This is a genomic window from Corallococcus sp. AB038B, assembly GCF_003668955.1.
GTDB lineage: Bacteria > Myxococcota > Myxococcia > Myxococcales > Myxococcaceae > Corallococcus > Corallococcus exiguus.
On the sequence record NZ_RAWO01000004.1, the window covers coordinates 350,605 to 362,282 of the forward strand.

The following is an 11,678-nucleotide window of genomic DNA, read 5'->3' on the forward strand; positions in this document are numbered from 1 at the left end:
CCGGGCTGGCTGGCGCGTAATGAAGCCGCATGGACGCATCCGCATTGAAGGGTCGCCGGATCATCGTCGGCGTGGGTGGAGGCATCGCGGCGTACAAGGCCTGCGAGCTGGTGCGTGAATTGGGCCGCGCGGGAGCGGATGTGCGGGTGGCCATGACAGAGGCCGCACGCCAGTTCGTCACCCCGCTGACCTTCCAGGCGCTCGTAGGGCACCCGCCGCTCACGGACTACTTTGACCCGGCGCAGGAGGGCAACTTCGGCCACCTGGACCTGGCCCGCTGGGGCGAGCTCTACGTGGTGGCGCCCGCGACGGCGGACCTGATCGCGAAGATTCGAGCGGGCTTCGGCGGGGACGCGGTGACGACGTCGCTGCTGGCGTTCAAGGGGCCGGTGGTGCTGGCACCCGCGATGAATGTGGCGATGTGGGAGAACACCCGGACGCAGGAGAACGTGGCGTCGTTGTTGGCGGAGTCGCGGTTCAGCACGGTGGGGCCGGGCGCGGGAATGCTGGCCTGTGGAGACGTGGGGGCGGGGCGGTTGGCGGACGTGGGCGCCATCGTGTCCGCGGTGGCGGCGCGGCTGGGAGGCGGTCCGCTCACGGGCAAGACGGTGCTGGTGACGGCGGGCCCCACGCGCGAGTACCTGGATCCGGTGCGGTTCATCTCCAATCCGTCCACTGGGAAGATGGGCATGGCGCTGGCGCACGAGGCGCGGGCGTTGGGCGCGAAGGTGACGGTGGTGCTGGGCCCGGTGGGCGCGGTGGACCGCACGGGCCTGGAGGTGGTGGACGTGGTGAGCGCGGAGGACATGGCGCGCGAAGTGCTGTCGCGAGTGGAGTCCGCGGACGCGTTCATCGCCACGGCGGCAGTGAGCGACTGGAGGCCGGAGACGCGCGCGCCGCAGAAGGTGAAGAAGGGCGAGGGCCCGGAGAACCTGAAGCTTGTGCGCACGCCTGATGTTCTGCTTGAGGCGTCGCGGAAGGTGGCGGGGAAGGCGAAGCGCCCGGTGCTGGTGGGCTTCGCTGCGGAGACGGAGCGGGTGGTGGAGCACGCGCGCGAGAAGCTGGAGCGCAAGGGGCTGGACGCCATTGTCGCCAACGACGTCACCGCGGAGGGCGCGGGGTTCGGGACGGATACGAACCGGGTGACGGTGATTTCGCGCAGTGGCCCGGACTGGGTGCTGGAGGGCAGCAAGCGCGCGGTGGCGGGGGAGATCCTGTCGCTGTTGCTCGTGTCACCGCGAGGCTGAGCGCTTCGGTGTCATCAGCCGCAGCATCAGGCGCGCGAAGGCGTTGAGCGGCTGGATGCGGGTGTTCTGGAAGGCAGTGAAGAGCCAGACGCCCTCACGCTTCACGGCGACCATGGTCTGGATGGAGCGGCGTCCCTTGGGAGCCTTGCGCTGCCAGCGCAGCTTGATGACGCCTTCGGTGTGGATGAGCGCCACGTCCGGGGCGAGGAAGCGCATGGATTTCACCTCACCGTCGAGCGTGGAGCCCCGGAGGACCCCGTCGAAGAGGGCCTGGTGGGCTTCGGCGTTGGACTGTCGTCCCTGGATGTGACTGCCGTCGAAGGCGACGTAGTCCACGTCCTCCGTGAAGCATGCGGCGTAGGCCTGGGCATCGCCCTGGTTCCAGCACTCGTAGAGGCGCTGCATGCGCTCGCGAATGGCGGCGGCTTCGGTGGGGGATGACATGGGACCTCGCTTTCTGCGCCCATGACTACGGCCCCTGGGGCTCTCTCCACCAGTGATGGTCCATGATGGTTAGAATCACGGCTGTGAATCTCTCCGCCATCGATCTCAACCTGTTCCTCGTGCTGCACGCGGTGCTGGAGTCCGGCAGCGCGACCGGTGCTGCGCGAGAGCTCCACGTCACGCAGTCAGCGGTGAGCAATGCGCTGGCCCGGCTGCGTGATGTGTTGGGCGACTCGCTGGTGGTGCGCAGCGGACGGGGGCTGGTGCCGACGCCACGATGCGAGGAATTGAGGCCGTTCATCGCGTCCGCCGTGGGACAGCTTCAGTTGGCGTTGGAGGGAGGCCAGGGCTTCAAGCCGGAGACGTGCACTCGGACCTTCACCGTAGCGGGCGCGGACCACCACGGTGTCTCCGATGTGCCAAAGCTAGCGGCGCTGTTCGCGAAGCGTCTTCCTGCCGCGCTCCTGCGCGTCGTGAGCATCGACTACCTCGTGGAGCGGGATGGCCTCACCACGGGAGCGGTGGACGTGGCCCTGGGGCCGCCGGAGGCCACGGGGCCTGGGTGCCACGCCGAACCGCTGTACACGGATGACGCTGTGCTGCTCGTGCGGCGCGACCATCCGCGCATCCGGGGCAAGACGCTGACGAAGGCGCTCTACAACACGTCGAAGCACATCGACCTGCACCTCGCGGAAGGGCGTCCGGGCATCGGACACCAGCAGCACGCGCGCATCCTCAAGGAGCACGGGCTCACGCGGGAGGTGGGGCTCGCCGTCCCGCACTTCTTCGCGGCGGCGATGGCGGCGGCCCGCTCCGACTTGATCGCGGGAGTGCCCCGCCGCGTCGCCAAGGCCTTCTGCGACATGCTGCCCCTGCGCACGGTGGAGATGCCCTTTCCCTCCCCGCGCATGACCAAGTCCCTCATCTGGCACACCCGGACGGATGCGGACCCGGGGGCACGCTATTTCCGCTCGCTCGTCGTCGAAGCGCTCAGGGAATGACTTTGCGGCGGCGGTAGTCCGCGAAGACCTCTCGGAACATCGTCTCTGTTTCGATGTGCCCCGGGAACCCGTGGCGGCGCGCCTTGGATGGGTCTGCCAGGAAGTCGAAGTTCAAGGAGAACACCCCTTGGGCATGCCGCCAGGGGTCGATGTCCGTGTACGGATGGGGCGCGAGCCCGTGCTTCGCCACCATCCTGTCCCAGAGCGGAGCCTTGTCCGCCATCACATCGACCAGTGACATGGGCAGGGGAGGGGAGACCTCCAGGTCGAACATGCGGGCGATCTTCGGCCACAGCTCACTCCAGCGGAACTGATCGCCGTTGTTGATGTTGAAAGCCTGGTTGGCTGCCTTCGGGCTTGTCGCCGCCCACAGCATGGCGTGCGCCAGCAGCCTCGCGTCCGTGACGTCCATGAGGATGTCATACGCGGACGGCGGCCCGGGGAATCGCAGCGGAAGGCCCAGTTCCTTCGACATGGACGCGTATACCGAGATGGCCAGCCCTGCGTTCATCGGCGTGCCCATCGCGTAGCCCACCACGACGGACGGCCGGAGCGCGGACCACGTCCACGACTTGCCCCGCTGCCGCTGTTCCAGGAAGTCCTGCTGCTCCACGTTGAATTCAGGAGGCATGTGGTGCGCGTCCGTCTCCCGGGCCGGCGTCTTGAACGGGCCCAGGTGTGCGCCGTAGACCTTGTAGCCCTGCATCAGGTTGATGTGCTGGAGGTTCCTGGCGACAGGCTCCACCGCGTTCACCACGTTGACGAGCATGGCGACGTTGGGCGCCACCAGCTCCGCGGGCGTCGGCCGGTCCTGGTAGGCGGCGTAGAAGATGTGCGTCACCTGCGTCAGGCCGCTCAGCTTCTCGCGGCTGTCGGCCGCGTCGAGCAGATCCACGGAGATGAAGCGCACGCCTTCGCGCGCGTCTCCTCCGCGTCGCGACAGGCCGATGACCTCCCAGCCGCCGAGCGACTCCAGATGTTCGATGAGGTTGAGGCCAGCGATTCCGTTGGCCCCGACGACCAGGGCCACGTTCTTGGGGGAAGACATGGGGTTCTCCATGCGGCCCCACGTGGATCCGTTTCCGGGCCGCACGGGTCTAGTATTCGCGTGCCCTGTCCCGAGGTAGAGCCGTCCCAGGCACAAGGCTTGTGAGTTCAATTCAATGGCGCGTCTGGAAATCAATCGCTCTGGGGAGATGGAGGTCTTCGTCCGGGTCGTGGAGCAGGAGGGGTTCTCCGCGGCGGCGCGGACGCTGCGGATGACGCCGTCGGCGGTCAGCAAGCTCGTCGCGCGGCTGGAGGCCCGCCTGGGTGCGCGGCTCATCCACCGCAACACCCGAGGCTTCCAGCTGACCTCCGAGGGCTGTGTTTTCTACGAGCGAAGCGTGCAGGTGCTCGCGGAACTGGAGGCCGCCGAGCGCGGTGTCACGTCGCATGACGCGCCTTCGGGCCGCGTGCGCGTGAACACCAACGTGCCGTACGGCACGCACGTCCTCCTGCCACAGGTGCCAGCGTTCCAGGCCCGCTACCCCGGCATCCGCCTGGACATCGGGCTCACGGATCAGGTGGTGGACCTGCTGGAGGATCGCGCGGACGTGGCCATCCGCGCGGGTCCGCTCAAGTCGTCCAACCTCGTCGCTCGCAGGCTCGGAGAGACGCGCAAGGTCATCGTGGGTTCACCGGCGTACCTGAAGCGCGTGGGAACGCCGAAGTCCGCCGCGGACCTGGAGCGGCATACGCGCATGGGCGCCAGCCATACGCCCGCGTTGGAGCAGTGGCCCGTCATGGAGCGTGGCTCCGTGGTGAACGTCCCCGTCTCCGGAACCCTGTTCGCGAGCGACGGCGAAGCGCTGCGGCACCTGGCGCTCGTGGGGGCGGGGCTCGCGCGGATCGCCGCCTTCCAGGTGCGTGAGGACATCAAGGCCGGGCGGTTGGTTGCGGTGCTTGAGGAGCGAAACCCCGGAGACACCGTGGTCTTCCACGCGGTGTTCCTCGATCCCGCGAAACAGCTTCCTGCGCGCATTCGCGCGTTCCTCGACTACTTCGCCGAAGTGGGCATGGGCTGATTGCTCACTCCTATCCTTCCAGAGGCTCAGTGCTCAGCCAGAACGAGCGGTTGCCGCTGCGAAGCGCCTTCTCCAGGAACTCCGCGAAGGACGACGCGATACGTTCCACCTCTGGGTACGTTTCATGGAAAGCATCGAGCAGCGGATAGCTTCCGTCTGCCTGCTGCGCGACATCCACGAGGACGTAGTCGCCGTCCTGCATGTCCACCACACAGTAGTGCGTGGCCGGACCAGCGCTGTCCTCGTCTCGTCCAAAAATGGCAGCGCGCGCTCGTTCAATGCGCTCTAGCGGCAGCAGGTGGTAGTTCACATCTGGGAGCGGGGCGAAGAGCGTCGCTCCATTGCAGTGCAGATAGAAGGCTCGCAGGTCCTCGTCCAGCTTCCACCCCATGCGCGCTTCAAAGGCAGCAACCTGCGCGAGTGTGGCGGGTGGACGAGGGAAGTGGAGTCGGGAGATCTCGGCCAGCAGACTTTCCATGGACATGGCAGTTCCTCAATCCACGTCCTACTTCTCCGGCGGTTCGCTGCTCAGCCAGAACGAGCGGTTGCCGCTGCGCAGGGCCTTCTCCAGAAATTCCTCGAAGGATCCCGCGATGCGCGGAGCTTCATCCGGATACGTCTCGTGGAAGGCATCGAGTAGTGGGTAGCAGCCGGTCACTGGCGTGGCCACGTCCAGGATGACGAAGTTGGTGTCCTGCATGTCCACCAACGTGAAGTGCGACGGCGAGCCATCCACGTCCTCTTCGCTGCCCCTGATGGCGACGCTGGCTCGCTCGATTCGCTCAAGCGGGAGGATGCGGTAGTTCATGTCGGGCGGAGCTTCGAACAGCGCGGCCCCGTTGCAGTGCAGGTAGAAGGTGCGAAGGTTCTCATCCAGCTTCCATCCAACACGTACTTCGAAGGCGGCAATCTGTGCGGGCGTTGCCGGTGGGTTGGGGAAGTGGTTGGCGGAGACTTCAGTCAGCAACTGCTTCATTGCCATGGTGGCACTCAATCCACGTAGGGGTATTCAGGACCAGGAGTCAGCCACTTGCCGCCCGGTGCGTAGCAGGCAGGGTACTCGGCGTTGAACACCTTGTGGATGGCGTCGGGAACGGGAAGCACGTTGCCCGTGGCTGTCGGCGCTCCTCCGTGCGCCAGGTCAAAGATGTGATGGCCAGTCCAGAGGGTTCCGCCCGTTGAGGGCCATGCACCGAATTCGGAACCCCATTCCTGCCGGAAGCGTTTGCGCGCGTTGTCCCACGTGTCTCTACGCCACTGCAGGTCCGCCACCTTCGGGTAGTCGCAGCAGCAGTGGGTGATGGCCATGCGCCCACCGGCCTCCGCAGGCATGAAGAGGTAACGTCCCTTCCAGTCCCCCTTGATGTCGGCCAGCCACATGCAACCCATGAGTGCATGCCCCTGCGCCGCGCACTTGGACTCGCAGCGCGAAAGGAACGCGGCGCTGCACTGCCAGGGTCCGTAATAGATAGTCGTGCGGAGCTGGCCTCCGTCCGGCGTGGTGACAACCGGGCCCACGTGCTTGGCGGAGGCGGGCCTCCCAATAGAGCCGACGGTGGCCGAGCCACATCCGAAGAGAGCAAGGACGATGGCCGCAAGAGCTGCATGCCGGATGGGCGGAATGGCTGTCACGGCAACGGGTGATAGCGCAGCGTGCGCGCGTCTACCAAACCGGCCGACACAGCGTTGCAAGGTGGCGGGCTACTTCCGTGAAGTGGGCACGGGCTGACCGAAGCCCAGTGCCGCGACCTGCCCCGGCGCTCCTTCCACTCCATGAATGAACGTGTGCACCTCCACATGCACCGCCTCATGGAAATCCGGCTCACCGCGCCCACCATTCCAGTCCACGCGGTCCATGCGGATGACGCGTGACGAATAGGGCAGCAGCGTCGCCGGATCCGTCACCAGCTCCAGTTCCACGTGCGCGTACCTTCCCTTTGTCTCGTCCGTCTGTCCGACAGGTTCCCGCACGAGCTTCAGCTTCACGCACCTGGGCTCCGGCACTGACTCAGAGCAGGGCACTCCCGCGTCCAGCCGGACACGCTCCTCCGCGGGGACCTCTTCAGTCTTCTTGCGGCCGGTGCCCACGGACATCGTCGTCGCCACGACCTCCGTCCTCCCTGGACTGAGTCTCGACCCGTGCCAGATTCCGACCCACTCGTTCCACCGGTTGCGGGCCTCGCGCTCCAGACCGTTGCTGAGGGCCTTCGCCATCTGGGCCTTCTTCATGGGGCTGACCGGCAGCGCGTCCAGCAGGTCCTGACCGGGGCCGTCCTCCAGCGGATCAATCCCCTGGAAGTCTCCCTGCGCGTCGATGATGGACGCGGCCAGGGGCTCCACGAAGGCAGGGAAGGGGGCTTCGATGATCTCCACGTCCTGGAACACCAACCGCCGACGGCCCTCCCCATCCACGGCCCCCATCCGCATCGCGTACCGGCGCTGCGCCGTCTGTCGGCCGCTCCAGTCCGTCCGCACGTCCACCGTGTGCATCACCCGGATGGTGGACTGCTCCGGCCAGGCGTAGCGCAGCGTCACCAGGTCCTTCCCCTGCGCACCGCCGAGCGTGGCGCAGCCGAAGACTCCGGAGGACAGCGCTGCGATGAAGAGCCACGGGCGCGCGAAGGAAGCCATGTCCCGCCACGATAACAACGCCAGCCTGTCCGCGCGGCACGGCGTGACGCGCGGACCGCGCGGACCGGACACTCAGGCCGTAGCCACCGTCGCACCGCGCCGCAGGCCCGCGTACTCCAGCGCCGCGAACACCGCGACCGCCAGCGCTTGCGCCATGACGAACGCCACCCCCAGGCCCGTGGGTGTCGTCGGCCCGTGCGTCAGTAGCAGCACGCTGTCCACCACCCACGTCACGTTCATCGCGACCACGCACCACACCGGCCAGGCGGGCAGGGTGGCGCGCGACGCCAGGTACACCAGCAGCAGCGCGAAGGGGACCAGCCCCAGCCCCGCCGGGCGCAGGATGGCCGGATCCAGGCCCGTCAGCGCCCCGAGCGGCTCCGCGGCCAGCGCTCCCAACAGGCCCGTCGCTCCGCTGGCGACGCCGTCCAGCAGCAGCACGCGGCGCAACAGGCTTCCCGACACGTTCGTCTTGCTCATGGCACACGTTCCCTTCAGTGGAATGGATGAACGCGACGGCGCGGGCCTTTGAGAAGGCCGTCCGTCGTTGATGGACAAGATGCGAGGCCAGACACGCGGCGTCGATTACCTCCGAGGGAATGGATGCGATGACGTGCGCCCCCTATCTTCCCCTCCATGACGAGCCTTCAGCAGAGCCGCCCCGTTGGAGAACTGCTGCGCGGCTGGCGTCAGCGGCGCGGGCTGAGCCAGATGGACCTCGCGTTGCGCGCGGAGGTCTCCACCCGCCACGTGAGCTTCCTGGAGACCGGCCGCTCCCAGCCCAGCCGCGACATGCTGCTGCACCTGGCGGAGGAACTGGACGTGCCCCTGCGCGACCGCAACAGCCTGCTCGTCGCCGCGGGCTTCGCGCCCGTCTTCGCCGAACGCCCCCTGGACGACCCCGCCCTCAACGCCACGCGCGAGGCCGTGGAGCTGGTGCTCGCGGGCCATGAGCCATACCCCGCGCTGGCAGTGGACCGGCACTGGACGCTCGTCACCTCGAACCGCGCCGTAGGCATCCTGATGGAGGGCCTGGCGCAGGAGCTCCTGGAGCCCCCCATCAACGTCCTGCGCCTGAGCCTGCACCCCCAGGGGCTGGCCTCCCGCATCGACAACCTGCGCCAGTGGCGCGACCACGTCCTCCACCGCCTGGCCCGACAGGTGGACGTCTCCGCGGACGCCACGCTCGCGGCGCTGCTGGAGGAGCTGCGCGGCTACCCGGTACCGGAGCCCACCCCGGACGCGAGGACTCGCGACTTCGGCGGCGTGGTGGTGCCGCTGCGCATCCGTACGTCGCTGGGGACGCTGTCGTTCTTCGGCACCGTCACCGTGTTCGGCACGCCCGTGGACATCACGCTCGCGGAGCTGGCCATCGAGTCGTTCTTCCCCGCGGACCCGGAGACGGCCGAGGCACTGCGGCGGGCCGCCACAGAGCGGGCCCGCCAGGACACCTGAGCAGCCGCTACGGCTTCACGCGCACCGTGCGCAGCGCCGTGCCCCAGGACACGACCTGATCCAGCAGCGTGTTCACCTGCTTCTCCTTGGCCGGGTCCGGCTTGAAGACGGTGTAGTGCTCGAAGTCGGTGGAGAGGAACAGCTGCACCTGCGCTCGCACCGTGGCCATCTGCAGCTCCGCGGCGACCAGGCGCAGTTGCTCCACCGCGCGCACGCCGCCCGCGCTGCCGTAGCCCACGAAGCCGGCGGCCTTGTTGTTCCACTCCCTGTAGACGTAATCGAGCGCATTCTTCAGCGCGCCGGAGGTGCCGTGGTTGTACTCGGGCGTGACGAACACGTACGCGTCGTAGCCCTCCACCGCCGCGCTCCACTTCTGCGTGTGGGCTTGCGTGTACTTGCCCATGGACGGCGGAGTGGGTTCGTCCAGCAGGGGCAGGTTGAAGTCCTGGATGTCGACGATCTCGTACGTGGCGTCGCTGCGCTTCTTCGCGATGTCGTGGACCCAGGCCGCGACCTTGTCCGCCTTGCGTCCGGGCCGCGTGCTTCCAACGACGATGGCCACCTTGATCATGTGCGAGGAACTCCTGGGAAAGGGCGTGGAACCAGCGCCCGCCATCTTCCCCAGGTCCGCCCGGTGGCCAAGGGCGTTACTCCGGGGGTGTGTCCTGATTCGACCAGAGCCCGGGGCCTCCGCCCGGAAGGTGGCGCAAGCCCCAACCCTGGGCTAAGCGTACAGGCAACTTCTCCGGCTGCTTCCTTGCGCCGGGACGGTCCCTCCGATACCGATCCACCACCGTGAACGACGACACGCCTGATTCCATGCAGGAGCTGGCCGACGTGCTCCAGGACGTGCGCCGCCACCTGCTCTGGCAGGAGGAGAGCGCGGGCCGCTCGATCCTCGTCGACGCGAAGGTCGCCGCCGAGCTCCAGCAGCAGCGTGCCGCCGCCTCGTCCGTGCGCACGATGATCGCCCGGACCAAGGCCCCCGAGCCGGCCGCCGCACCCACGCCTCCCCGGCCCCCGCCGGAGTCCCCGTCGCGCGACACCCTGCACGCCGCGATGAAGCAGCCCCTGGGCGCTCCCCGTCCACTGGCCGCCGCCACGCCGCCTCCCGCCGCACCCCGCGCCGCACCGGCTCCGGCCCCGGCCCCGGCGATGCTCCTGGACGTGCCCAAGTCGGCGCCCCGCTACAACGGCGCGCTGCCCGGCGTCGTGGAGGGCGAACGCCCCACGCTGGATCAGGTCCGCCGCGAACTGGGCGACTGCCGCCGCTGCAAGCTGTGCTCGGGCCGCAAGAACATCGTGTTCGGCTCCGGCAACCCTCGCGCGGACCTGGTGTTCGTGGGCGAGGGCCCCGGTGAGAACGAGGACCTCCAGGGCGTGCCCTTCGTGGGCGCCGCCGGAGACCTGCTCACCAAGATGATTGGCGCCATGGGCTTCACCCGCAACGACGTCTACATCGCCAACGTCGTGAAGTGCCGCCCGCCCGGCAACCGCAACCCGGAGCCGGATGAGATCGCCGCGTGCGAGCCCTTCCTGCGCTCGCAGCTGCTCGCCATCCAGCCCAAGGTCATCGTCGCGCTGGGCAAGTTCGCGGCGCAGACGCTGCTCAGGGACACCACCCCCATCACTCGCATGCGGGGGCAGTGGCGCGAATACGAGGGCATCCAGCTCATGCCCACCTTCCACCCCGCGTACCTCCTGCGCAACAGCGCGGAGAAGCGCAATGCGTGGGCGGACCTGCAACAGGTGATGAAGCTGTTCGGCAAGCACCCGGGCTCCAGCGCGTAGAACGCGCGGCGCACCGCGATTAGGAGAGGCACCGATGAAGGGCGTGCTCGAGACGCGTGAAGTGCATTCCCCCGCGCTGGAGAACAACCCGCTGGGAGATCCGGCCCGCCGCCGGCTCACCGTGTACCTGCCGCCGGGCTACGCGGAGGGCACGCAGCGCTACGCGGTCGTCTACTTCCTGCACGCCTTCGGCAACGGCGGCGGCTCGTGGACCAACGTGTCCGGGTTCTCGCCCACCGTTCCGGACCGCCTGGACGCGCTCATCGAACAGGGCGCCATCCCGCCCGTCATCGGCGTCTTCCCGGACGCGTGGACGAAGCTGGGCGGCAGCCAGTGGGTGAACAGCGACGCCATCGGCCGCTACCGCGACTACCTGGTCAAGGACATCGTCGGCTTCGTGGACAAGACCTTCCGCACGCTGCCCAAGGCCGCGTCCCGCGCGGTGGTGGGCCACAGCTCCGGCGGCTACGGCGCGCTGGTGATGGGCCGCTACCACCCGGAGGTCTTCTCCCTGCTGGGCGCGCACGCCCCGGACTCCTACTTCGAATACTCGTACATGCCGGACCTGCCCAAGGCCGCCACGTCCCTGATGAAGGCGGGCGGCGTGGAGGCTTGGGTGACGGAGCTGCGCCAGCGCGCCGTGGCCACCAAGGTGCGCGGCGACGACTTCCCGGTCATCAACATCCTGGCCATGGCGGCGGCGTACTCGCCGAAGAAGGGCGAGCCGCTCAACCTGGAGCTGCCCTTCGAGCAGCACAACGCGAAGCTGCGCCTGGACGTGTGGAACCGGTGGCTCGTGCACGACCCCGTGCGCTTCGTGCCCAAGTTCATGGACTCCTTCCGCAAGCTGAAGACGGTCTACCTGGACGCCGGCACGCGCGACGAGTTCAACCTGCGCTGGGGCACGCGCATGGTGGCGGACGACCTGAAGGCCGGCGGCGTGGACGTGGCGCACGAGGAGTTCGAGGACGGACACTCGGGCGTTTCGTATCGCTTCGAGCGGTCGCTGTCCGTGCTGGTGCCGCTCCTGGCGCGGGACTGAT

At 68.1% G+C, this 11,678-nt stretch carries 14 protein-coding genes; 6 read left to right on the forward strand and 8 right to left on the reverse strand.

Features of this window, described 5'->3' with window-relative positions:
- Positions 1-29: 29 nt before the first annotated feature.
- On the forward strand, positions 30-1,247 hold the full coding sequence (coaBC, locus tag D7Y04_RS20710; protein WP_121760446.1) for a bifunctional phosphopantothenoylcysteine decarboxylase/phosphopantothenate--cysteine ligase CoaBC: 1,218 nt from the start codon (positions 30-32) through the stop codon (positions 1,245-1,247).
- Here coaBC and D7Y04_RS20715 read toward each other — a convergent pair.
- On the reverse strand, positions 1,233-1,691 hold the full coding sequence (locus D7Y04_RS20715) for an SgcJ/EcaC family oxidoreductase (protein WP_121760447.1): 459 nt from the start codon (positions 1,689-1,691) through the stop codon (positions 1,233-1,235). The two genes, coaBC and D7Y04_RS20715, sit on opposite strands and share 15 nt — an antisense overlap.
- A 62-nt stretch (positions 1,692-1,753) precedes the next feature.
- Between D7Y04_RS20715 and D7Y04_RS20720 the strand changes: the two genes are divergently transcribed.
- Positions 1,754-2,692, forward strand: a complete 939-nt coding sequence (locus D7Y04_RS20720; RefSeq protein ID WP_121760448.1) for a LysR family transcriptional regulator — start codon at positions 1,754-1,756, stop codon at positions 2,690-2,692.
- On the opposite strand, the gene D7Y04_RS20725 is transcribed toward D7Y04_RS20720, so the two are convergent.
- On the reverse strand, positions 2,682-3,740 hold the full coding sequence (locus D7Y04_RS20725; protein WP_121760538.1) for an SDR family oxidoreductase: 1,059 nt from the start codon (positions 3,738-3,740) through the stop codon (positions 2,682-2,684). The genes D7Y04_RS20720 and D7Y04_RS20725 overlap by 11 nt on opposite strands.
- 115 nt (positions 3,741-3,855) lie before the next feature.
- Here D7Y04_RS20725 and D7Y04_RS20730 point away from each other — a divergent pair, with 115 nt between their 5' ends.
- The gene (locus D7Y04_RS20730) at positions 3,856-4,758 is read left to right on the forward strand and encodes a LysR family transcriptional regulator (protein WP_121760449.1); all 903 of its coding nucleotides are present in this window, start codon (positions 3,856-3,858) and stop codon (positions 4,756-4,758) included.
- A 10-nt stretch (positions 4,759-4,768) separates the two neighbouring features.
- Here the strand turns inward: D7Y04_RS20730 and D7Y04_RS20735 are convergent, their stop codons facing one another.
- The 5 genes from D7Y04_RS20735 to D7Y04_RS20755 form a co-directional block, all read right to left on the reverse strand.
- The gene (locus D7Y04_RS20735) at positions 4,769-5,242 is read right to left on the reverse strand and encodes an SMI1/KNR4 family protein (protein ID WP_121760450.1); all 474 of its coding nucleotides are present in this window, start codon (positions 5,240-5,242) and stop codon (positions 4,769-4,771) included.
- Between the two features lie 21 nt (positions 5,243-5,263).
- Complete coding sequence (locus tag D7Y04_RS20740; protein ID WP_121760451.1) at positions 5,264-5,740, reverse strand: SMI1/KNR4 family protein; 477 nt, start codon at positions 5,738-5,740, stop codon at positions 5,264-5,266.
- Positions 5,741-5,748: 8 nt separating this feature from the next.
- Entirely contained in the window at positions 5,749-6,147 is a 399-nt protein-coding gene (locus tag D7Y04_RS45760) for a hypothetical protein (RefSeq protein WP_233601517.1), read from the reverse strand.
- Between the two features lie 312 nt (positions 6,148-6,459).
- Positions 6,460-7,389: a hypothetical protein gene (locus tag D7Y04_RS20750; RefSeq protein ID WP_121760453.1), complete on the reverse strand. Its 930-nt coding sequence runs from the start codon at positions 7,387-7,389 to the stop codon at positions 6,460-6,462.
- Between the two features lie 72 nt (positions 7,390-7,461).
- Entirely contained in the window at positions 7,462-7,869 is a 408-nt protein-coding gene (locus tag D7Y04_RS20755) for a hypothetical protein (RefSeq protein ID WP_120578901.1), read from the reverse strand.
- A 156-nt stretch (positions 7,870-8,025) separates the two neighbouring features.
- Here D7Y04_RS20755 and D7Y04_RS20760 point away from each other — a divergent pair, with 156 nt between their 5' ends.
- A complete protein-coding gene (locus D7Y04_RS20760; protein ID WP_121760454.1) occupies positions 8,026-8,844 on the forward strand; it encodes a helix-turn-helix domain-containing protein in 819 nt (272 codons plus the stop codon).
- A gap of 7 nt (positions 8,845-8,851) precedes the next feature.
- Here the strand turns inward: D7Y04_RS20760 and D7Y04_RS20765 are convergent, their stop codons facing one another.
- Entirely contained in the window at positions 8,852-9,415 is a 564-nt protein-coding gene (locus D7Y04_RS20765) for an NADPH-dependent FMN reductase (protein WP_121760455.1), read from the reverse strand.
- A 224-nt stretch (positions 9,416-9,639) separates the two neighbouring features.
- On the opposite strand from D7Y04_RS20765, the gene D7Y04_RS45160 reads away from it, so the two are divergent.
- Both D7Y04_RS45160 and D7Y04_RS20775 read left to right on the forward strand, forming a co-directional pair.
- Positions 9,640-10,635, forward strand: a complete 996-nt coding sequence (locus tag D7Y04_RS45160; RefSeq protein ID WP_199749706.1) for a uracil-DNA glycosylase family protein — start codon at positions 9,640-9,642, stop codon at positions 10,633-10,635.
- A gap of 34 nt (positions 10,636-10,669) precedes the next feature.
- Positions 10,670-11,677: an esterase family protein gene (locus D7Y04_RS20775; protein ID WP_120581499.1), complete on the forward strand. Its 1,008-nt coding sequence runs from the start codon at positions 10,670-10,672 to the stop codon at positions 11,675-11,677.
- Position 11,678 lies beyond the last annotated feature (1 nt).

Bases quoted from the DNA above. Each gene is read 5' to 3' on its own strand.
- D7Y04_RS20730 (WP_121760449.1), top strand. From the start codon at position 3,856: ATGGCGCGTCTGGAAATCAATCGCTCTGGGGAGATGGAGGTCTTCGTC.
- D7Y04_RS45760 (WP_233601517.1), bottom strand. From the start codon at position 6,147: ATGGGTTGCATGTGGCTGGCCGACATCAAGGGGGACTGGAAGGGACGT.
- D7Y04_RS20760 (WP_121760454.1), top strand. From the start codon at position 8,026: ATGACGAGCCTTCAGCAGAGCCGCCCCGTTGGAGAACTGCTGCGCGGC.
- D7Y04_RS20765 (WP_121760455.1), bottom strand. From the start codon at position 9,415: ATGATCAAGGTGGCCATCGTCGTTGGAAGCACGCGGCCCGGACGCAAG.
- D7Y04_RS20750 (WP_121760453.1), bottom strand. From the start codon at position 7,389: ATGGCTTCCTTCGCGCGCCCGTGGCTCTTCATCGCAGCGCTGTCCTCC.
- coaBC (WP_121760446.1), top strand. From the start codon at position 30: ATGGACGCATCCGCATTGAAGGGTCGCCGGATCATCGTCGGCGTGGGT.
- D7Y04_RS20740 (WP_121760451.1), bottom strand. From the start codon at position 5,740: ATGGCAATGAAGCAGTTGCTGACTGAAGTCTCCGCCAACCACTTCCCC.
- D7Y04_RS20735 (WP_121760450.1), bottom strand. From the start codon at position 5,242: ATGTCCATGGAAAGTCTGCTGGCCGAGATCTCCCGACTCCACTTCCCT.
- D7Y04_RS20715 (WP_121760447.1), bottom strand. From the start codon at position 1,691: ATGTCATCCCCCACCGAAGCCGCCGCCATTCGCGAGCGCATGCAGCGC.
- D7Y04_RS20755 (WP_120578901.1), bottom strand. From the start codon at position 7,869: ATGAGCAAGACGAACGTGTCGGGAAGCCTGTTGCGCCGCGTGCTGCTG.
- D7Y04_RS20725 (WP_121760538.1), bottom strand. From the start codon at position 3,740: ATGTCTTCCCCCAAGAACGTGGCCCTGGTCGTCGGGGCCAACGGAATC.
- D7Y04_RS20720 (WP_121760448.1), top strand. From the start codon at position 1,754: ATGATGGTTAGAATCACGGCTGTGAATCTCTCCGCCATCGATCTCAAC.
- D7Y04_RS20775 (WP_120581499.1), top strand. From the start codon at position 10,670: ATGAAGGGCGTGCTCGAGACGCGTGAAGTGCATTCCCCCGCGCTGGAG.